We start from the raw sequence: 20,451 nt of genomic DNA on the forward strand, positions 1-20,451 counted from the left end.
ACTGGCACAGGCCGTCGCCGGATCAGGCAGCTGAATGGAATTAGTACAGCTTCTTCGGCAGCTGCTGGCTGCGGATACGCTTGTAGTGACGCTTCACGGCGGCGGCCAGCTTGCGCTTGCGCTCTGCGGTCGGCTTCTCGTAGAACTCGCGTGCGCGCAGTTCGGTCAGCAGGCCGGTTTTTTCGATAGTGCGCTTGAAGCGACGCATAGCGACTTCGAACGGCTCGTTTTCTTTAAGGCGGATAGTGGTCATGTAAAAATGAAACCGTTGGATTTAGGGAAGAACGAAATTCTAACAGCTTTTCAAGATCAGTGCGAAGTTTTCTCAGCCTGTGCCGCAATTGCCACATTGAGAACCTCACTCGATGGACGACCCTGCGACGTAGCCCGAAGCCCAGGCCCACTGGAAGTTATAACCGCCCAGCCAGCCCGTCACGTCGACCGTCTCGCCGATGAAATACAGGCCCGGCGCCCTGGCCGCCATCATGGTCTGCTGCGACAGTTCGCGCGTGTCCACGCCGCCCAGCGTCACCTCGGCCTTTTTATAACCCTCGGAGCCGGTCGGCACGATGGCCCAGCGGTTGATCGCATCGCCCAGCTTGCGCAGCTTGGCGTCGGCCATGTCGGGCAGGCGCGCATCCGGGGCGAAGCCGTTGGCAAGCAATAAGCCCTCGGCCAGGCGCGCCGGCAGCCACTGCGCCAGGATATTGCCCAGCTGTTTTTTCACGCTGGTTTTGGAAGCGATCAGTTCTTCCGCCACGTCCAGCTCCGGCAGCAGGTTCAGCACGATCGGCGTGCCCGGTTGCCAATAACTGGAAATCTGCAGGATCGCCGGGCCGGACAGGCCGCGGTGGGTGAACAGCAGGTCTTCGCGGAAGTGGCCGTATTTTGCCCCCTTCCCTTTTTTCGACCCGGTCTCGACTTCGACCTCCAGCGCAATGCCTGCCAGCGGCACGAAGGGCTGCCAGCTCGGTCCGTCGAACGTCAGCGGCACCAGGCCCGGGCGCGTTTCGACGATGTCCAGGCCGAAGCTTTTGGCAATGCGGTAGCCCAGGTCGGTGGCGCCGATCTTCGGGATCGACAGGCCGCCGGTGGCCACCACGACGTTGGCTGTCTCGATCGGCCCGTCATCCGTGCCGACCACGAAACCGTCTTCCAGCTTTTCCACGCCGCTCACCTTGCACGGCATCCGCCATTGCACGCCGCCGGCATCGCATTCGTCCTTCAGCATGCGGATGATCTGTTCCGACGAATCGTCGCAGAACAGCTGGCCGCGGTGCTTCTCGTGGTGCGCAATGCGGTATTTTTTTACAAGTGTCAAAAAATCCTGGGCCGTGTAGCGGGACAGCGCGCTGCGGCAGAAGTGCGGATTCTCCGACACGAAGTTCTGCCAGCCGGCGTTGATGTTGGTGAAGTTGCAGCGGCCGCCGCCGGAGATGCGGATCTTCTCGGCCAGCTTGGCCGCATGGTCGACCAGCAGCACGCGCTTGCCGCGCCGGGCCGCCACCGCCGCGCACATCATGCCGGCCGCGCCCGCGCCGATCACCACCACGTCATATCGTTTTGCCATTCTGCCGCCACAATCGTTTTACCAAACCCTCGATTGTAAGGCCTGAGGCTGGCTTGCGCCTATCCCTCGCTCTTCGGCAACACGTAGAAGTCGCGCCCATTGAGGACCGTGCCGTCGGGCTTGATGGTGATGACATGCATCCCCGTGTCGGTCAGTCCGAGGCGCTTGAGCTGGTCGGGCGATACCCGCAGCCAGTAATCGCCGGGGAGCACGCCGGTGATGACGTAGTAACCGTCGGACGCGCTGCTCATGCTGGCCACGACCTTGCGCGTGCCGTCCACCAGTTCCAGCTTCAGGTCGCCGATCGGGCGGCTCTTGCCCTTGGTGAGGAAATAGGTGCTGCCGTCGATCTCGCCGGTGATCGCCACCGCAAAGTCGACCTGGTTGACCGTGCCCGGCCGCGGCACGATGCGCACGCCCCTGGTCTGCGGCTGCCATTGCGGATCTTCGAGGGTGTTCGGATCCAGCGCCAGGTCGATGTTCTGGTGGGCCGGCAGGCGCGGCAGGTAGGCAATGCCGTCGGCATCGGTGCGCGCCAGGTGGTTGCCGCCATTGATGGTAAAGCCGGCGCCTTTGATGGGCTCGTCAAGGCCGTCCATCGCGCCGTTCAGGTTCTTGTCCAGGAACACCCGCACCGATGCCGAGCCCATGTTCGCCATCGGCTGCGCATCGGTCATCACGCGGACCTGGCGCGGCTCCAGTCCCAGCGCCATGAAGAACTGGACGCCGCCGCCATATTCATGCCGGTTCGACCAGAAACCGTTTACCCCGAGGCCATAGCTTCCCAGGCTCTTGTTCAGCGCACCGCTCAGGCGGGTTTCATGGGTATCGAACATGCGCATCAGGCCCAGGTTGACCAGGTAGCCATCGGGCAGGTAGCGATCGGCCGAAACGGCCGCACTGCCAAGCTGCCTGCCAGGCGCCAGCAGGTACTGGAGCTGCCCGGTAAGGCCGATGCCGGCGACGCGGCGGCTCACTTGCAGCAGCCCGTCCGCAGTCCGGTTGCCCGCCAGCGACTGCCAGCGCAGTGCGTTGCTGACCGCCGTGCCGTCGCGGTAGGCCGAGATGCGCCCCTGGACCAGCACGTTCTCTTTCTGCGAAGCGAGCAGGTCGCGCCGCGCTTCGAGCGAGAGCGGGAAAAATATGCCGCCGCCCGGCGCAAGCGCTCCTTCGGCACGCAGCTCGTCCCGGATGCGCACCGGGTCGGCGGTGTGGGGGAAGAGCTCGCTGCTGAAGCCATCGAGGCGAGCGCGGCTGGCCGAAACGGCAACATTGCCGAGCCGCGTCTTGAGGCCCAGCTGGGCAAGCCTGCCGCCGTCGCCGGCACGGACTGCGTCGCCGCTCAGGATGAAGGTGTTCCAGTAACTGCGCAGCCCGAGGTTGGCATAGCTTTGCTCACTGCTGCCCGGCACCTGCACACGCTGCCAGCCGCCAACGGCGTTCAGGTAGCCGGTCAGGCCCCACTCGAACTGGGCCAGGGAGCGCGGGCGCCCATACTGGTCGCGATGCGCGGCCACGTCGTAGAACAGGGCGCCGCGCGGCACCGCCGACTCCTCGAGCAGGAAGCTCTGGCGCTCGACCCGCAACTGCCCGAGCGGGCCGTGGAACACCAGCCGGAACTCGTTCGGTCCATAGGCCAGCGGCTGGTCCGGGAAATTGTATTTACCATCAGGGCGCGACTGCTGGAAGCCGACCAGGGCCTCGTTGTAGTACAGCTCGACATCCCAGCCGGGTGGCAGGTCGCCCTGCAGCGTATGGCGGTCGAAGCTGGTCGGCTGGTTCAGGGGGCGGTTGCTCAGCGCGACGCCGTTGCCGGTGGCACTGCTGGCCGAGATGTTGTCCACGCCCGGCACCGTCACGCTGCCGAACAGTGCGGTGCGCGCGTGCAGCGGCCCCAGCAAATTGGCATCGGGGTCGTGGCGTCCCAGCGTCAGTCGCAGGCCGGACGAGGGATCGTCGCGGCTGCGGCTTGCGTACAACGCCGCCTCCATGCCCAGCAGGTCGGCCGTCAGGTAACCGGTGTAGGAGGTGTCGGTGCGGCGCTGCCCGCCCGCGCTGCGCGTGCTGACACCCAAGGTCTGGTCGAGGAAGGGAACAGCCGCCATCCGGTAGGGCGCGGCCAGGCGCGGATAGCCGGGATCGGCGTAGCCGGCCTGGTTGCCCGGCAGGTCGCGGCGTTCGCGCCGCGCCAGGCGCTCCTGCAACGGCAGCGGTTCGCGCGGGCTTACCTTCAGGGTCAGGCTGGGCATGTCGATGTCGAGATCGACCGGCAGCCAGCGCGCCATGAGCCTGCTGTCGACATAGATGTCCTCAGGCTCCACCTTGACTTGCGAACGGTCGAGTTCCTCGCGCCTGCCGCCGGCATGGACGGCGCCTTCCGCCACATCGAGGCTGAAATTACGCTCCTCGGTCAGGATATAGCCGCTGGCACGGCCTTCGTCCGTCACCCGCACCGCCAGCGTCAGCAAGCGCGACATCTCGCCCAGCGGCAGGAACACGCGGCGCCCGACTTCATACGCGGTGACGCCGTCGGACAAAACCTGGCTGCCAAGGCGCACTTCGAACAGCATCAAATTCGCTTCGGTTTTCGGGGACGGCTTTGACGCCGCTACCGCCGCCCCTCCCTTTTCAGCAGCGGCGGCAGGCTGCCCTCCCGGCAGCAGCATCAATCCAGCAAAAAGAAACCCAGCCCTGACGATCATTACTTGCGGCTCACCGGTCCATCCCTTACGGCAGCTCGAGATTCGCCTGCGCCAGCAGCTTGCCGCCGGCCTCCGGCCGGTCGCGGTAGCTCACTTCGAGCGTACCGTGCGCCAGCTCCAGCCCCTTCGGTACTTCCAGCGGCAGCGCGGCCTGGCGCACCCGGTTCGGCGTGTACACGGCGATGCCCCCGATCTGCGCCAGGGTCTGCGGCCTGCCGCCGCGCGGCGTAAAGGTCACGCTCAGGTCGCCATATACCGAACTGCTGCCTTCGCGCAGGAACTGCAGCGCGAGGACCTGGTGCTGGGCCTGGTCGGCCTTCAGCGCGAGCTGGGACAGGCTGACGTTCGCGCTGGTGACGCCGTGGCGCACGATGACCGGCACCGAGGCGCCGACCAGGGCGTTCAGGACGACGCCGATGCCTTTGCCGTCCGCGGGCTGGCCCTGGCCCTGGTTCTCGATGCTGGCGTTGCCTTCGACGTCGGGCAGCTTCTCGAACTGCAGATGCGAGCGGTATTCGCCGTCCGCCAGCTCGGCCGGCTTGCGCAGCATGACGCGCACGGTCTGGGCGGTTCCCGGCTGCAGCGTGATCTGGCGCGGCGAAAAGCGCAGCATGTCGTCGGCAAAGCGTTCGCCCGGCGCGGGGGTATCCGCGGCGACGAACTGGCCAGCCTCCGTCATGCGGCGGTTGACCAGCGAAATCCGGTAGGTGGTCGGCTTTGCGCCGTTATTGATCAGGTCGATTTGCGCGGCGCGCTGGTTTTTCTCGAACACGATGCGGGTCGGGTGCAGCATCAGTTCGGCCTGCGCCGGCGCGGCCAGCGCCAGCAGCAGCAAGCCCTTGAAAACGGATGCGAACGAGGGGAAAGACATGGTGGTTCCTTTCTGCGCCGTGGGATGACATCAGAACGGCGGCAGGATTACTGGAAGTTGACGATCAGTGGAAATGCGCCTGAATAAGCGCCCGCAGGCTGGTTGGCTGAGACCGTCAGGGTCGCGCCCACCGACACCGGCGTGCCGGCGGTCGTGACCGTGCCCAGCGTGGAATTGACGAAGGAATTTACTGCCATGCTATTGCTTCCACTGGTGAGCCGGGTACTGCCGTTGGCCGGCAGGGAGAGAATGACGGCTTTGTTACCCCCGCCGTTGTTGCTTTTGCTTACGCTGAAGCTCGCCTGGCCGGCGCTCGGAGAATTCAGCAGGACGACGCCACCGGTCCGGGAGCGCAGGCCGGCCGCGCTGATCACGACCGTGCCGCCGGTACCGGCGACGAATCGGCCGAAATCGATGCCCCGTGTATTGACCAGGTTGATCTGCTGGGCGCAGGCTTCGCGCCCGGCAGGCAACAACAGCGCCGACAGCGATGCGATGCCGACGATGAGAATGGGATGGGTGCGGCGAGACATGATGACAAACGGGCTGCGCCGCTACCTTGCTATGATCAGTTGTAGTCGACCGTCGCCGAGATGTTGCCGGTGTAGGCGCCGGCCGGCTGGTTTGCCGCCACGGTCAGGACCCCACCGACGTAGATCGACTGCGCGCCGGCGGTCAGGGCGCCGGACGTGACGTTGCCCGAGGTTGCACCGGCGCCGGTCAGGTCGCTGACGCGGGCGAAGGTCATGGTGTTGGTGCCGTCGCTCAGCGAGGTGTCGCCGCCCAGCGTGATCGAGTAGGTCATGGTGCCCGAACCGGTCACGTCGAACTTCGCTGCCGTACCGGTAGCGCCCCCCGCCAGGAACACGTCACCGGTTTTGGTACGCGCGCCGTCGGTGGCGACCGTTACCGTACCGCCGCCGGCACCCACCGAGATGCTGCCGAACGCCAGGTCGGCGGCCTTGCTGATGGCGATCGGGGTGATGACGGTGCTGGTTGCGGTTGCGGTCGCGTTGTTGGCTGCCATCGCGCTACCGGCTGCGCCGATTGCCAGGGCCATCGCGGCAAGTTTGAAGCCGATCGAGCTGAGGCGGGAGTACTTGTCCATTCTTGTCTTCCTTAGGTTGGATAAAACGGCTTTGAGTAGCCGACATACTTGTAGTACGAACCGGAAACCGGAGTTTCACCTAGGAAACGATAATACTTTCCCAGAGGTATCGTTTTGCTATTTTGCAAGCCAACAATACCTACTATTTGTTGCTCATCAACGTTTATCGAGGCTTAACTCGGGAAAAATTTTGTGAATTTGCATATTTTTTGTTGAGCGAAGGCGAGTATTTACCCGCGAATTCCCTGCGGTTTGACATACTTATCGGTAAATACGAGCATTTTGTAAAACAGCTCCTACTTATTTGCGCCAATACTGTTTCAAATGACACAATTGAATGCGATTTTAATAACTGTTCCAGTTTGCCGGCATGAGCATGCTGGCAAGAACAATTCTTCTGTTACGGCAGGGGGATGCGGCGCCGTGAACAGGCGCCGTCGGGGAGGATGGATTACGAGGTAGCAGCTTCCCGCAGAGCACGGGAAATACGCAGGCAGTGCGCGGCCTGGGCCGCGATCGGCGGCGGCACCGGCTGTTCGCCGCGCAGGGCGCGCAGGATCCAGTCGGCGGTCGCGGGCGCATCGCGTCCTTCCGGCGCCGGCGCCAGCTCGTCCGTCGGGGCGTCGCGTTCAGCCAGCAGGGTCTGCTCGCCGGCATGGAACCAGTCGATCTGCTGGGCGCGGTTGGCGTTCGCCACCGTTTCGCCTTCGGTGCCGCGCATCAGGAAGGCATCGCCACGCCCGGCCGGCGCCGCAGTCCGGAAGTACTCGGTCAGCATCGCCAGGTATTCGGGATGGGTGTAGGAAACCAGGCGCAGCGCCGGGCCGTCGAAGGGCTGCAGGATTTTCACCAGGGTGTGCGTGGAATTGCGCACGCCGAGGATGCGGCGCAGCGCCAGTTGCCCGGCCAGCCTGGGCGCCAGCACGTCGATAGGCATGAAGCAAGGCTTGCTTGACGCGAAGGCGTCCAGCATGTCGGCGGTGGAGCCGACCGGGCCGATGCCCATCTCGGCCAGGATCTCGGCCGTGGTGACGCGGCCGGGGTCCTGCTGCACGCCGTGGATCAGCACCGGCACGCCCTCGCGCGCCAGCAGCAGCGCCAGCAACGGGGTCAGGTTGGCCAGCTTGCGCGAACCGTTGTAGCTGGGGATCAGCACCGGCGCATAAGGTCCGGGCGGCGACGGTAGCGGCGCGAACGAGCTTTCGGCGGCGTCCATGAAGCCGCCGATCTCCTCCACCGATTCACCCTTGATGCGCATGGCCAGCAGGATGGCGCCCAGCTCGAGATCGGACACCCGGCCGTCCAGCATGGCCCCATAGAGTGTTCCAGCATCCTCGCGCGTCATGCTGCGCGCGCCTTTCACGCCGCGGCCGATCTCCTTGATGAAGCGGGCGGCGGGAAACGGATCAGTATTCGGTTCGGGCTTGGTCTGCATGACGCAAGGATAACATCGCGGCCCGTGCATTTTTCGCGCATTGCGGTGCAACATTTTCATTTTCGGGCTAGACTGATCCTCCCCCAAAGACAAAACGCCCGGAACATCGTCCCGCCATGCTGAATACGCCCGATATCGAAAATACCAACGTCACCTCGTTCGCGACCATGCCGTCGCCCGTCGAGCTGCACCAGAAGCTGCCGCTGACCGACCTGGCCTTCACCACCGTGATGAAGGGCCGCGAGACCCTGCGCAACATCCTCGACCGCAAGGACAAGCGCCTGTTCGTGGTCGTCGGCCCCTGCTCGATCCACGATCCGGTGGCCGGCCTCGATTATGCGCGCCGCCTGAAGGCGCTGCAGGCCGAGGTCGCCGACACGATGGTGCTGGTGATGCGCGTGTATTTCGAGAAGCCGCGCACCACCACCGGCTGGAAGGGCTATATCAACGACCCGTTCATGGACGATTCCTTCCGCGTCGACGTCGGCATGGAGCGCGCCCGGCAGTTCTTATTGGATGTTTGCGAGCTGGGCCTGCCGACCGCCACCGAGGCGCTGGACCCGATCTCGCCGCAATACCTGGGCGATTTGATTGCCTGGACCGCCATTGGCGCCAGGACCACCGAATCCCAGACGCACCGCGAGATGTCGTCGGGCCTGTCGACCCCGGTCGGCTTCAAGAACGGCACCGACGGCGACATCGAGATCGCCATCAACGCCGTGCTGTCCTCGTCCAGCCCGCACTCCTTCCTCGGCATCAACGGCCAGGGCACGGTCTCGATCGTGCGCACCCGCGGCAACGGCTACGGCCACGTGGTGCTGCGCGGCGGCGGCGGCCGGCCGAACTACGATTCGGTGTCGGTGGCGATCGCCGAGCAGGCGCTCAAGAAGGCAAAACTGCCGGCCAACCTGGTGGTCGACTGCTCGCACGCCAACAGCTACAAGAAGCCGGAGCTGCAGCCGCTGGTGATGTCGGACGTGATCCAGCAGATCAGGCACGGCAACGGCTCGCTGGTGGGCGTGATGATCGAGTCGAACATCGTCAGCGGCAACCAGGCGATCCCAAGCGATCTGGCGCAGCTGAAGTATGGCTGTTCGGTGACCGATGGCTGCATCGGGTGGGAAGATACCGAGGCGATGCTGCGCAGTGCGCATCGCGAGCTGTTGCAGCGGCCCTGATCCGTGCCTGCATGGTGGGCTCGGAGAGCCCACCCTACGGTACAATGGCGGATTCTGCTTTTCCACTTCCGCTATTCCCATGATTGTCCTCGGCGTCGAATCCTCCTGCGATGAAACCGGCCTCGCTCTGTACGATACGGAGCGCGGACTGCTGTCCCATGCCCTGCACTCGCAGGTCGCGATGCACGAGGAGTATGGCGGCGTGGTGCCGGAACTGGCCTCGCGCGACCACATCCGCCGCGCCTTGCCGCTGCTCGAACAGGTGCTGGCCAAGGCCGGACTGCCGAAGGAGCGCATCGACGCCATCGCCTACACCCAGGGCCCGGGCCTGGCCGGCGCGCTGCTGGTCGGTTCCTCGGTGGCCTGCAGCCTGGCGCTGGCGCTGGACAAGCCCGTGCTGGGCGTGCACCACCTCGAGGGCCATTTGCTGTCGCCGCTTCTGGCCAGCGAGCGCCCGGAGTTCCCCTTCATCGCCCTGCTGGTCTCGGGCGGTCATACCCAGCTGATGCGGGTCGACGGCGTCGGCCGCTACACCCTGCTGGGCGAAACCCTCGACGACGCCGCCGGCGAAGCCTTCGACAAGTCGGCCAAGCTGCTGGGCCTGGGCTATCCGGGCGGGCCGGCCATTTCCCGCCTGGCCGAGTTCGGCGATCCGGAAGCCTATAAACTGCCGCGCCCGATGCTGCATTCGAAGGACTTCAACTTCAGCTTCTCCGGCCTGAAGACGGCGGTGCTGACGGTGGTAAGGAACAGCGGCAGCGAGATCGCCAACATCTGCGAGCAGGACAAGGCGAACATCGCGCGCGGCTTCGTCGATGCGATCGTCGACGTGCTGACCGCCAAGTGCATCTCGGCGCTCAAGCACACCGGCCTGAAGCGCCTGGTGATCGCCGGCGGCGTCGGCGCGAACCGCCAGTTGCGGGAGTCGCTGAACGCGGCGGCGGCGAAGAAGAAGTTCAAGGTCTACTATCCGGAGCTGGAGTTCTGCACCGACAACGGGGCGATGATCGCCTTCGCCGGCGCGCTGCGGCTGGAGCGCAATCCGGCGGCCGCGACGCATGATTATTCGTTCAATGTGCGGCCGCGCTGGCCGCTGGATGAGATAGAACCCGCTTGAACTTGTTAGGTTGATATTGATCCTACCGTGTGACCTTTCAGTCCGAATAGATGGCAATATCGGGCAGTCGAGTTTCACGGAGGTGCTGCATGCGCGTAGTCAGCTGGAATATTCACTGGGGCTGCGGGAAGGACGGGCGCATCCGGATCCACGCCATCATCGATGTGCTGCGCAAGCTGAACCCGGACGTGATCTGCCTGCAGGAAGTGGCGGCCAATCATCCGGAACTCGAAGGCAGCGCGACCGCCAGCCAGTTCAAGCAGCTCGGCGGCGCGCTCGGCGGCTACCACATGATCGAGCACGCGCCGAGCGAAATCTACCGTAACAACCTGCCTCGCCAGTTCGGCAATATCCTGCTGTCCAAGTACCGCATCACCCAGGCCCAGCGCCACATGCTGCCGTGGCCGGCCGCGCCGGAACATCCGCCCGGGATGCCGCGCGGGATGATCGAAACCGTGCTCGACGCACCCGGCGGGAAGCTGCGCCTGCTGACCACCCACCTCGAGTATTATTCGCCGCCGCAGCGCCGCGCCCAGGTGGCGCGCATCCGCGAACTGCATGCGGAAGCCTGCGCGCGCGCCGCCATCTACCAGCCGGAAACCACGCTCGATCCGCCCTTCCAGCTGGGCTTCCGGCCTGGCAGCGCCATCTATTGCGGCGACTTCAATTTCACGCCGGATGGCGAGGACTACCGCGCCTTGACGGCGCCGCCCGCGGACGGCGCGCTGGCCCTGCTCGATGCCTGGAAAGTCCGCCACGGCGACATGGCGCGCGCACCGACCGCCGGCCTGCACGGCTACCCCTGGCCAGCCCGCGCGGACTGCTACGACTATTTCTTCGTGACCGAGGACCTGGCGCCGCGCATCGCGGAGGTCAACGTGCAATCCGAGACCGCGGCCTCGGATCACCAGCCGATCGTTCTGGATCTGGCTTAGGCCGTCTCTTCTTCCTGCTCGGCGAGCTGGCGCAAGGCCTGCTCGAACACCTCGGGCGGCTGGCCGCCGGAGATCAGGTGGCGTTCGTTGATGACGATCGCCGGGACCGAGCGGATGCCGGCGCGCTGCCAGTAGTACTCGCGCTGGCGCACCTCGTCGGCATAGGCGCCCGACTCGAGCACGGTGCGCGCCTGCGCCTGGTCGAGCCCGGCCTCGCCGGCGACGCGCACCAGCAGTTCCTGCGAACTCGGGTCTTCGCCCTTGGTGAAATAGGCCTCGAGCAGCTTTTCCTTCAGCGCGCGCTGGCGGCCCTCGCCCTGGCCTTCGGCCCAGTGCAGCAGGCGGTGGGCGTCGAAGGTATTGTAGATACGGCCGCGCTTGCTCATGTCGAAAGTGAAGCCGACCTCCGCGCCGCGCTGGCGGATCATCTCGCGCGACTGCTCCTGCTGGGCCGGCGTCGAACCGTATTTTTCGGCGATGTGCTCGAAGATGTCCTGGCCGCCCAAGCCCATGCCCGGGTTCAGCTCGAAGGGTTGGAAATGGATGTCCGCCTCGATCTCGCCGGCGACGCGTTCAAGCGCCTGCTCCAGCGATTTCAGGCCGATCGCGCACCAGGGGCACGATACATCCGACACGAAATCGATTCTCATCTGCTTGCTCACGACTCACCACCTTCCTGGAATAGGAGCCGCATGGGATGCGGCGTTTGGCATATGGTGACACATCGAGCAAAAGCCGGCAGCGCGAGCACGAAAACGTTCGGTCGTTTGATTCACGACAAACCGGGGTCAGACCCCGGTTTTATTCAGCTTAAAGCTTGGCTTATTTTTTCTTGACTGGCTGCTGCTTCGCGCCGGCGGCTTTGCTGCCGATGCGCGACTCTTTGCCGGCCAGCAGGTTGCCGATGTTCTTGCCGTGGCGGACCAGCAGCAGGGCGCTCATGATGATGACGGCGAACAGGATCTCGTTCGCGCCGAACAGCAGGCCGTAGTAGAAGGGCGCGAAGATCGCGGCCACCAGCGCGGCCAGCGAGGAGTAGCGGAAGGCGTAGGCCACCACCAGCCAGGTGACCAGGGTCGCCAGCCCCAGCCAGACGTTCAGGCCCAGCAGCACGCCCAGCGCGGTCGCCACGCCCTTGCCGCCGACGAAGCGGAAAAACACCGGCCACAGGTGACCGACAAAGACGGCGATCGCAATCAAGGCGATGCCGCCGTCCTCGATGCCGAAACGGTCGCCGTAGTGCACGGCCAGGAAGACCGGCAGCCAGCCCTTGGCGCAGTCGCCCAGCAGGGTGGCGATGGCCGCCTTCTTGCTGCCGCTGCGCAGGACATTGGTCGCGCCCGGGTTCTTGGAGCCGTAGGTGCGCGGGTCGGACAGGCCGAAGGCGCGGCTTGCCACCACCGCGAAGGAAATCGAGCCGATCAGGTAGGCGGCGATGGTGAAAATAATGGTGTAAGTCGTTGAGCTGTCCATGCTGTTTCTTTCTTGGTTTGCGCCACACCAAACCGGGGTCAGACCCCGGTTTTGGGCAATTTCCTAAAATCGGGCTCTGACCCCGGTTTTGGGCAATTGCTCAGGCGCGTGGAATATACACCATCGGCCGAACCCGGCGGTAACTAATCGGCCAGCGCACAATGCACCGGCTTGGCCTTCAACAGGTCCACCAGCACGCCCGGCGCGATCCCGATCAGGAAGCCGCGCCGGCCGCCGTTGATATAAATCTTGTCCAGCGCCAGGATGCTTTCCTCGACGTAGACCGGCATCGGCTTGCGTACACCGAAGGGCGAGGTGCCGCCCACCATGTAGCCGGAATGGCGTTGCGCCACCTCCGGCTTGCAGGGCTCGACCGACTTGCAGGGGATGGCGCGCGCCAGGTTCTTGGTCGATACCTTGCGGTCGCCATGCATCAGCACGATCATCGGCCGCGCCGCCTCGTCCTGCATCATCAGGGTCTTCACCACCTCGTGTTCCGGTACGCCCAGTTCGCGCGACGAGACCGCCGTCCCGCCATGCTCTTCGTACGCGTAGGGGTGCTCGGAAAACGCCACGCCCTGCTTGCGCAGGAATTGCGTCGCCGGTGTCTCGGAAATGTGCTCTTTCTTGGCCATGCGTGTTACGCTAAAAGCAAACGGAGGAGTTGCTTATTATGCAGCAAGAAATTCGCTTTGCCACCTTCAATGTCTGCAACCTTGCACCGCCCGGCGCCCGGCTCTACGAGAACCTGGAGCCCAGCACACCTGAAGAGTACGAAGCGAAAATCGCCTGGACCGCGCACCAGATCGACATGCTGGGCGCCGACGTCATCGGCTTCCAGGAAGTGTTCTCGCAAGGCGCACTGGCCGAGGCGCTGTCGCGCACCCGCCGTTACCGCGAAGTAATCCACGTCGGCTCCGACCCCGATCCCGGCGCCGATAAACTGACGCCCAGCGTCGCTTTGGTCTCTCGCCTGCCGCTGGCCGACGCCGCCGCCTCCTTCCCCTATTTCCCCTCCGGCATTGCGATGCCGCCCGGGAATCGCGATCCCGAGCGCTTTACCCGCGCGCCCCTGCACGCGGCCATCGAAGTCCGGCCCGGCCTGGTGGTCGACGTGGTGGTGGTGCACCTGAAGTCGCGCCGCCCGGATTACCGCGCCAGCGACACCGGCGACGACCCGCAGCTGTTCGCCCTCGCTTCCCTGCGCTCGCTGATCCGGCGTGGCACCGAGGCCGCCGCCCTGCGCGTGATCCTGTCGCGCCTGGGCCGCGAGAATCGCCGTCCGCGGGTGGTGCTGGGCGATTTCAACGACGTCGCCGACGCCGTCACCACCGGCATCGTGCTCGGTCTCGGCGCCCCCAGCGGCGACCGCCTGTACGACGCCTGCCAGCTGCAGCGCCGCCAGGACCGCCTGCGCCACGTCGGCTTTTCCAATCTGCATGAAGGCCAGTACACGACCATCGACCACATCCTGGTGTCCGGGGAGTTCAACGGCGAGCTGCCGGGTGCGCTGGGGGAGATCGTGGATGTGGTCTACCTGAACGACCATCTGGACCTGGGTTTGCCGGAAGCGTCCGATCATGGGCAGGTGCTGGCGCGCTTGCGCTTGTTCGAGCGGGCGGCGGACAGCGCTCCCTACGGCGACGCCTGACCGTCGTGCCGGGCATTGCCCGACCCGACTTCCCGCTAGTCCACCGTCGTCCCCGCTAGTCCACCGTCGTCCCCGCGCTTTACCAACGTCGTCCCCGCGAAGGCGGGGATCCAAGTTCTCCATGAGCTAACGAAACGCCAACGAACTTGGGTTCCCGCCTGCGCGGGAACGACGGTTGGAGTGTCCACGCTCGTCCCGGCTTTTTGACGTTTCAGCGGCCCGAATGCACGGCTCGTCGCATTCCGATAGCTGCTCGTCATGCTCTTCCCTATTCTGCCCCAATCCCTCCGAATAAGAAGAGTCACGCCATGAAAATCGAATCCCTGCCGCCTGCCTCCGTCGAGCCCTCCCTGACCGTGGCAAGCAAGGCCCGCCGCTGGCGCAAGCCCGTCATCGGCCTGGCCATCCTCGCGCTCACGGGCGCGGGCGGGTATGCGTACACGCATGCGGGCAGCGGCGCCAAGCCGGCCGCGCCCGTGGCGGCGGAAAAGAAGGATGTGGTGCACGAACTGTCGGCGCGCGACGTCGCCAGGGTCGAGGCGCGGCCGCTGGCGCTGACCCTGCCGCTGTCCGGCTCCCTGACGCCCCTGGCCCAGGCCACGGTGCGCTCCAAGGTCTCGGGCGTGGTAAAGCACACCACGGTGCAGGAAGGGATGCAGGTGGCGGCCGGCCAGGTGATCGCGCAACTCGACGACAGCGAGGCGCGCGCCCGCGTGGCCCAGCAGCAGGCGCTCGTTGCCGACGCGAATGCGCGCCTGGCCCTGGCGAAGAAGAACCAGGCCAACAGCGCCGCCCTGCTCAAGCAGAACTACATCGCCCAGAACGCCTACGACACGACCACCAACAGCGTCGAGCTGGCCCAGGCGGCGGTCGATTCGGCGCGCGCCCAGCTCGATCTGGCGCGCATCGCCATGAACGACACCACCATCCGCGCGCCCATCGCCGGGGTGGTCAGCAAGCGCCATGCGCAGGCCGGCGAAAAGCTGTCGCCGGACAGCCCGGTCTTCTCGATCGTCGACCTGAAGCAGCTGACCCTCGACGCCCAGGTGCCGGCCTCCGATATCCCGCGCGTCAAGATCGGCCAGGAGGTGCAGTTCAAGGTCGACGGTTTCGGTAGCCGTAACTTCGCCGGCAAGGTCCTGCGCATCAACCCGGCCGCGGAAGCCGGCTCGCGCGCGATGCTGGTCTACATCGGCGTCGACAATCCGGATGGCGCGCTGCGCGCCGGCATGTTCGCCAAAGGCGCCGTGACGACCGAGAAAACGGCTGCCCGTCCGCTGCTGCCGCTGCTGGGGGTGCGCCAGGAGCACGGGCGCGACCTGGTGTACCGCGTCGATAGCGGTAAGGTGGTGGCCCAGCCGGTCAAGCTCGGCCTGCGCAACGAGGACGAGGGCCTGGTCGAAGCGGTCGAGGGCATCGCGGCGGGCAGCACGGTCCTGTCGGTCAAGCTGGACGGCCTGAAGCCCGGCGACAAGGTCAAGCTGCCCAACTAAAAGAACAAGAGGGACAACAACATGTGGATGACCCGTATCAGTATCAAGCACCCGGTGTTCGCGACCATGGTCATGGTCGGCCTGATGGTGCTGGGCCTGTTCTCCTACCGCAGCCTGGGTGTGGAGAGCATGCCGAACATCGAGATCCCCGCCGTGTGGATCGAGACCGCCTATCCGGGCGCCTCGCCGGGGCAGGTCGAGATCGACGTGACGCGCCCGATCGAGGAAGCGGCGAATACCGTCGGCGGCATCAAGAACATCCGCAGCAATTCCTGGGAAGGCCGCTCCGGCGTCAGCGTGGAATTCCAGCTGAGCGTGGACATGGACCGCGCCGTGCAGGACCTGCGCGACCGCATCTCCACCGTGCGCGGCGGCTTCCCGCGTGAAGTCAGGGAACCGGTGGTCTACCGCCAGGAAGGCGAGAACTCGCAGCCGGTGCTGCAGGTGGCGCTGCTGTCGCACGAGCGCAGCCTGCGCGACCTGTCGATGCTGGCCGACCAGGTGATCGTCAAGCGCATCCAGGCCGTGGCCGGGGTCGGCCAGGTCCGCCTCAACGGCAAGCAGAACCGCCAGGTGCTGGTCGATATCCGCCCGGACCAGCTGCGCAGCCTGAACGTCGGCATCGACGAAGTCATGAGCGCGATCTCTTCCACCAACGCCAACCTGCCGGCCGGCCGCATCAGCCACGGCGAGCGCGAGAACCTGGTGCGCATCGAAGGCAAGATGAAGGAAGCGGCCGACTTCAAGCGCATCATCGTGGCCAGGCGCGCCAATGGTCCGGTCTACCTGGACCAGGTGGCCCAGATCAGCGACGGCGCCGCCGAAGAGGAATCGATCTCGCGCGTGGACGGCGAGCGCGCCCTGTCGCTGGAAATCGCCAAGATCCAGGATGCGAACACCGTCGAAGTCGGCGCCAACGTCAAGAAGGCGATCGAGGCGATGAAGGAGACGCTGCCGAAGGACGTGCAGTTCAAGGTGCTGGAGGACGTTTCAAGCAGGGTGCAGCACCAGGTCGACAACGTCAAGGAGACCATCGTCGAAGGCGCGGTGCTCACCATGTTCATCGTGTTCCTGTTCCTGCACTCCTGGCGCAGCACCGTGATCACCGGCCTGACCCTGCCGATCTCGGTGCTGGCCAGCTTCATCGCGATGAAGTACTTCGGCTTCACGCTGAACTTCCTGACCCTGATGGCGCTGTCGCTGTCGATCGGCCTCTTGATCGACGACGCCATCGTGGTGCGCGAAAACATCGTGCGCCACCTCGGCATGGGCAAGACTCACCGGCGCGCCGCCGAGGAAGGCACGGGCGAGATCGGCCTGGCGGTGATGGCCACGACCTTCGCGATCGTCGCCGTGTTCGTGCCGATCGCCTTCATGAAGGGCATCATCGGCCGCTTCTTCCTGCAGTTCGGTATTACCGTTGCGGTGGCGGTGCTGGTGTCGCTGTTCGTCAGCTTCACGCTGGACCCGATGCTCTCGTCCGTGTGGCCGGACCCGGTCAAGGGCCGCTTCAAGTATGTGCCATGGCTGGGCCGCCTGATGGCGCGCATCGACGTCGGCATCGAGCACGTGCACGGCTGGTATGCGAAGGTGCTGGGCTTCTCGCTGGCCTGGCGCAAGTCCACCCTGGCCTTCGCCTTCGCGGTGTTCGCCGGCAGCCTGATGCTGGTGCCGATGATCGGCGGCGAATTCGTGCCCCAGGTCGACAACGGCTACATCCAGCTGAACTTCAGGGTGCCGGTCGGCTCCAGCCTCGACTACAACGACGCCAAGGTGCGCCAGATCGAGAAGGCGCTGGGCGAGTTCAAGGAAATCGAGAACATGCAGACCGTGGTGGGTGCCTGGGACGGCCGCCATACCTCGGCAATCAACCTGAAGCTGACCGATGTGCGCAAGACCCACCGCCGCTCGCAGCAGCAGATGGAAGAGGTGATCCGCGACCGCCTGGCCAGCATCGCCGGCATCGAGATGACGGTCGGTAACCGCCCGATCTTCATCGCCATCCTCGGCAGCGACGAGGCCAAGCTGGACATCGTCGCGCACCGCCTGATGGACAAGATGAAGAAGATCAAGGGCGTGGCCGACATCCAGTACAGCCAGGAAGGCGCGAACCCGGCCACCATCGTCAAGATCAACCGCGAGCTGGCGACCGACCTGGGCCTGAGCGTGCAGCAGATCGGCGCCGCCCTGCGTCCCTTCGTCGGCGGCGACCAGACCAACCGCTGGCTGGCGCCGGACGGCCAGAACTACGAGGTCAACGTGCAGCTGCCGAAGTCGGGACGCCAGAAGGTGGCCGACCTGGCCGACCTGGCGGTCGCTTCGAGCAAGATGGATGCGGCCGGCAATCCGATCATGGTGCCGCTGCGCCAGGTGGTCGAGTTCGTGCCATCGACCAGCCCGCAGGTCCTCAAGCGCCAGGCGCTGGAACGCCGCGTGGCGATCAATGCCGGCCTGGAAAACCGTCCGCTCGGCGACGTGATGAAGGAAGTGAACGCGGCCATGAAGACCATCGACCTGCCGGACGGCGTGCGCTTCGACGTCGGCGGCCAGTCGCAGCAGATGGAGGAGACCATGGGCGGCTTCGCCATCGCGCTCGGCATCGCCATCATCTTCATCTACCTGGTGCTGGCCTCGCAGTTCGGCAGCTTCCTGCAGCCGATCGCGATCATGACCGCGCTGCCGCTGTCCCTGATCGGCGTGCTGCTGGCCCTCCTGATCACGAAGAGCACGCTGAACATCTTCTCGATCATCGGCGTGGTGATGCTGATGGGCCTGGTGACCAAGAACGCGATCCTGCTGGTGGACTTTGCCAACCAGGGCCAGCGCGAAGGGAAATCACAGTTTGCGGCGCTGATGGAAGCCGGCCAGGTGCGCCTGCGCCCGATCCTGATGACGACGCTGGCGATGATCTTCGGCATGCTGCCGATGGCGCTGGGCCTGGGCGAAGGCGCGGAAAACCAGGCGCCGATGGGCCGCGCCGTGATCGGCGGCGTGATCACCTCGACCTTGCTGACCCTGGTGGTGGTGCCGGTGGCTTATACCTACCTGGATAGTCTGGGCAAGCGGGTGAAGCGCTGGTTCCAGAAGGGGCATGAGGCCGAGGTGGAGCCGGCCGAGGGACAGGCAGTCTGATCCGTCGTCCCCGCGAAGGCGGGGACCCAAGTTTGCATGAGCTGTCGAAACGCTTACAACTTGGGTTCCCGCCTTCGCGGGAACGACGCTTTAACTAAGCCGCATCACTCTCCGGCTCAGCAACCTCCCCAGAATCCTCCGCGGGAGAAGCATCCCCCTCCTCCCCCTTGTGCTGCTTGGCCTCCAGCTTGCGCCTGGCCTTTTCCTCTGCCTTCTTCTTTTTCTCCAACTCACGTTGCCGTTTTTCATACTGGAAATTCGTCTTGGCCATGGTGTCCTCGTGCGTGTGGGAAGAGTGCTACTAGACCATTATGACGCACCAGACCCGCCAGGTCTTGAGAATTAACCACGCGGGTGGTGCTGGGCGTGCAGGTGCTTCAATCGCTCGCGCGCCACATGGGTGTAGATCTGCGTCGTCGAAATGTCGGAATGGCCCAGGAGCAGTTGTACGACGCGCAGGTCGGCGCCGTAGTTCAGCAGGTGGGTGGCGAAGGCGTGGCGCAGCGTGTGCGGCGACAGCGGCGCCGTGATGCCGGCCCGCGCCGCGTGCTTCTTGATCACGATCCAGAACATCTGGCGCGTCATCGGCCCGCCGCGGCCGGTCACGAACAGGGCATCGTCGACCTGGCCGTTCAAGATCTGGCCGCGCGCCTCCTTCATGTAGCGCTCCAGCCAGAGTCTTGCCTGCTCGCCGAAGGGCACCAGGCGGGTCTTGCTGCCCTTGCCCGTGATGCGCAGGATGCCGTCGTTCAGGCTCAGCTCCACCACTTTCAGGCTCACCAGTTCCGACACCCGCAGGCCGCTCGCGTACATCAGCTCCAGCATGGTGCGCTCGCGCAGGCCCAGCGGGGCCGAGACGTCCGGCGCGTTCAGGAGGGCTTCGACCTGGGCTTCGCTCAGCGTGTGCACGAAGCGGGTCGGCTGCCGGGCCGAAGCCATGTTCAGGCAGGGGTCATGGGCTATGCGGCGCTCGCGCAGCGCCATCTGGTAGAAGCGCCTCAGCACCGACAGGCGCCGGTTGGCCGAGCTGGGCTTGGTGTCCTCGTGGCGCTCGGAAAAATACGCGGCCACATCCTGCGGCTGCACCGCATGCAGGCTGGCGCAGCCGGGACGCTTTTTCTCCAGCCAGCCGGCGAACAGGCGCAGGTCGCGGCGGTAGGCGTCGAGCGAGTTCTTCGCCAGCCCGTGCTCGAGCCAGAGGGCGTCGCAGAAGCCATCGATCAGGGAAAGATTGATTGCTGCTGCCATGGGACGTCGATGGGAAGCGCGCCTTCGTGGCGCAGCAGCCAGCGCTTGACCGTGAGCGTGAAGCCGTGCTCGTCGTCGCTGCTTGCGAAGCCGCCCAGGCCGCCGCTGGCCGTCACGCGGTGGCAGGGAATCACGAGCGGGAACCAGTTGGCGCCGCAGGCCTGGCCCACCGCGCGCGGATGCGAGTCGAGCAGCTTGGCGACCTGGCCGTAGGTACGCACGCTGCCGCGCGGGATCGCGCAAATGGCGTTCCAGACGCGGCGCTGGAATTCGCTGCCGGCATCCGCCAGCGGCAAATCGAAACGGAAATCGGCGTCGGCGAAATAGCGCAGGACCTGCCGCGCGGCCTGCTCGGCGGCGGCATTCTGCGGCGCTTTTTCTTCGTAATGCGATGGCAGATAAACCAGCTCGCGTACGCGTTCGTCTTCGGTACGGATACCCATCGCCCCGAACGGCGCCGTGACGATGGCGCTGAAAAGCTCGCTGCCCTGTTGTGTGTTCATTGACGAAGTTTAGCAAAAAAAAACGCACCCTCGTG

The 20,451-nt window shown here is 65.2% G+C and carries 19 protein-coding genes; 6 read left to right on the forward strand and 13 right to left on the reverse strand.

Annotated elements, in window-relative coordinates:
• Positions 1-40 precede the first annotated feature (40 nt).
• The 7 genes from rpsU to ybiB all read right to left on the reverse strand — a co-directional run bounded on the left by rpsU (position 41) and on the right by ybiB (position 7,686).
• A complete protein-coding gene (gene rpsU / locus ACFPO9_RS23495) occupies positions 41-253 on the reverse strand; it encodes a 30S ribosomal protein S21 (protein ID WP_005665410.1) in 213 nt (70 codons plus the stop codon).
• Between the two features lie 105 nt (positions 254-358).
• The gene (locus tag ACFPO9_RS23500) at positions 359-1,570 is read right to left on the reverse strand and encodes a BaiN/RdsA family NAD(P)/FAD-dependent oxidoreductase (RefSeq protein ID WP_379775654.1); all 1,212 of its coding nucleotides are present in this window, start codon (positions 1,568-1,570) and stop codon (positions 359-361) included.
• Positions 1,571-1,629: 59 nt separating this feature from the next.
• Positions 1,630-4,140, reverse strand: a complete 2,511-nt coding sequence (locus tag ACFPO9_RS23505) for an MSCRAMM family protein (protein ID WP_379775656.1) — start codon at positions 4,138-4,140, stop codon at positions 1,630-1,632.
• Between the two features lie 157 nt (positions 4,141-4,297).
• Positions 4,298-5,143 carry a fimbrial biogenesis chaperone gene (locus ACFPO9_RS23510; RefSeq protein WP_379775658.1) on the reverse strand — a complete coding sequence of 282 codons (846 nt, stop codon included), beginning with the start codon at positions 5,141-5,143 and terminating at the stop codon, positions 4,298-4,300.
• 47 nt (positions 5,144-5,190) lie between these two features.
• On the reverse strand, positions 5,191-5,676 hold the full coding sequence (locus ACFPO9_RS23515) for a DUF4402 domain-containing protein (RefSeq protein ID WP_379775661.1): 486 nt from the start codon (positions 5,674-5,676) through the stop codon (positions 5,191-5,193).
• Positions 5,677-5,711: 35 nt separating this feature from the next.
• Entirely contained in the window at positions 5,712-6,251 is a 540-nt protein-coding gene (locus tag ACFPO9_RS23520; RefSeq protein WP_379775664.1) for a DUF4402 domain-containing protein, read from the reverse strand.
• Positions 6,252-6,702: 451 nt separating this feature from the next.
• On the reverse strand, positions 6,703-7,686 hold the full coding sequence (gene ybiB, locus ACFPO9_RS23525; RefSeq protein ID WP_379775667.1) for a DNA-binding protein YbiB: 984 nt from the start codon (positions 7,684-7,686) through the stop codon (positions 6,703-6,705).
• 119 nt (positions 7,687-7,805) lie between these two features.
• Between ybiB and ACFPO9_RS23530 the strand changes: the two genes are divergently transcribed.
• The 3 genes from ACFPO9_RS23530 to ACFPO9_RS23540 all read left to right on the forward strand — a co-directional run bounded on the left by ACFPO9_RS23530 (position 7,806) and on the right by ACFPO9_RS23540 (position 10,916).
• Positions 7,806-8,864, forward strand: a complete 1,059-nt coding sequence (locus tag ACFPO9_RS23530; RefSeq protein WP_465263316.1) for a 3-deoxy-7-phosphoheptulonate synthase — start codon at positions 7,806-7,808, stop codon at positions 8,862-8,864.
• A 79-nt stretch (positions 8,865-8,943) separates the two neighbouring features.
• Positions 8,944-9,981, forward strand: a complete 1,038-nt coding sequence (tsaD, locus tag ACFPO9_RS23535) for a tRNA (adenosine(37)-N6)-threonylcarbamoyltransferase complex transferase subunit TsaD (RefSeq protein WP_379775673.1) — start codon at positions 8,944-8,946, stop codon at positions 9,979-9,981.
• Between the two features lie 89 nt (positions 9,982-10,070).
• Complete coding sequence (locus ACFPO9_RS23540) at positions 10,071-10,916, forward strand: endonuclease/exonuclease/phosphatase family protein (RefSeq protein ID WP_379775675.1); 846 nt, start codon at positions 10,071-10,073, stop codon at positions 10,914-10,916.
• Here the strand turns inward: ACFPO9_RS23540 and ACFPO9_RS23545 are convergent.
• From ACFPO9_RS23545 to ybaK, 3 genes are all read right to left on the reverse strand, one after another.
• Complete coding sequence (locus ACFPO9_RS23545; RefSeq protein ID WP_379775678.1) at positions 10,913-11,566, reverse strand: DsbA family oxidoreductase; 654 nt, start codon at positions 11,564-11,566, stop codon at positions 10,913-10,915. The two genes, ACFPO9_RS23540 and ACFPO9_RS23545, sit on opposite strands and share 4 nt — an antisense overlap.
• A gap of 172 nt (positions 11,567-11,738) precedes the next feature.
• Positions 11,739-12,389: a glycerol-3-phosphate 1-O-acyltransferase PlsY gene (gene plsY / locus ACFPO9_RS23550; RefSeq protein ID WP_379775681.1), complete on the reverse strand. Its 651-nt coding sequence runs from the start codon at positions 12,387-12,389 to the stop codon at positions 11,739-11,741.
• 143 nt (positions 12,390-12,532) lie between these two features.
• On the reverse strand, positions 12,533-13,024 hold the full coding sequence (gene ybaK / locus ACFPO9_RS23555) for a Cys-tRNA(Pro) deacylase (RefSeq protein WP_379775684.1): 492 nt from the start codon (positions 13,022-13,024) through the stop codon (positions 12,533-12,535).
• Between the two features lie 38 nt (positions 13,025-13,062).
• Between ybaK and ACFPO9_RS23560 the strand changes: the two genes are divergently transcribed.
• The 3 genes from ACFPO9_RS23560 to ACFPO9_RS23570 all read left to right on the forward strand — a co-directional run bounded on the left by ACFPO9_RS23560 (position 13,063) and on the right by ACFPO9_RS23570 (position 18,665).
• Complete coding sequence (locus ACFPO9_RS23560) at positions 13,063-14,040, forward strand: endonuclease/exonuclease/phosphatase family protein (protein ID WP_379775686.1); 978 nt, start codon at positions 13,063-13,065, stop codon at positions 14,038-14,040.
• Between the two features lie 308 nt (positions 14,041-14,348).
• A complete protein-coding gene (locus ACFPO9_RS23565) occupies positions 14,349-15,533 on the forward strand; it encodes an efflux RND transporter periplasmic adaptor subunit (RefSeq protein WP_379775689.1) in 1,185 nt (394 codons plus the stop codon).
• A 21-nt stretch (positions 15,534-15,554) separates the two neighbouring features.
• On the forward strand, positions 15,555-18,665 hold the full coding sequence (locus ACFPO9_RS23570; RefSeq protein WP_379775692.1) for an efflux RND transporter permease subunit: 3,111 nt from the start codon (positions 15,555-15,557) through the stop codon (positions 18,663-18,665).
• Between the two features lie 94 nt (positions 18,666-18,759).
• On the opposite strand, the gene ACFPO9_RS23575 is transcribed toward ACFPO9_RS23570, so the two are convergent.
• From ACFPO9_RS23575 to ACFPO9_RS23585, 3 genes are all read right to left on the reverse strand, one after another.
• The gene (locus tag ACFPO9_RS23575; protein ID WP_379775695.1) at positions 18,760-18,936 is read right to left on the reverse strand and encodes a hypothetical protein; all 177 of its coding nucleotides are present in this window, start codon (positions 18,934-18,936) and stop codon (positions 18,760-18,762) included.
• A gap of 71 nt (positions 18,937-19,007) precedes the next feature.
• Positions 19,008-19,913 (reverse strand): site-specific tyrosine recombinase XerD, encoded by a 906-nt coding sequence (xerD, locus tag ACFPO9_RS23580; RefSeq protein WP_379775697.1) that lies wholly within the window; start codon positions 19,911-19,913, stop codon positions 19,008-19,010.
• Positions 19,886-20,416: a methylated-DNA--[protein]-cysteine S-methyltransferase gene (locus ACFPO9_RS23585; protein WP_379775700.1), complete on the reverse strand. Its 531-nt coding sequence runs from the start codon at positions 20,414-20,416 to the stop codon at positions 19,886-19,888. Before ACFPO9_RS23585 ends, xerD begins: the two co-directional genes overlap by 28 nt.
• Positions 20,417-20,451 lie beyond the last annotated feature (35 nt).

It is taken from the genome of Massilia aerilata (assembly GCF_042656905.1).
In the GTDB taxonomy this organism is placed as follows: domain Bacteria; phylum Pseudomonadota; class Gammaproteobacteria; order Burkholderiales; family Burkholderiaceae_D; genus Telluria; species Telluria aerilata.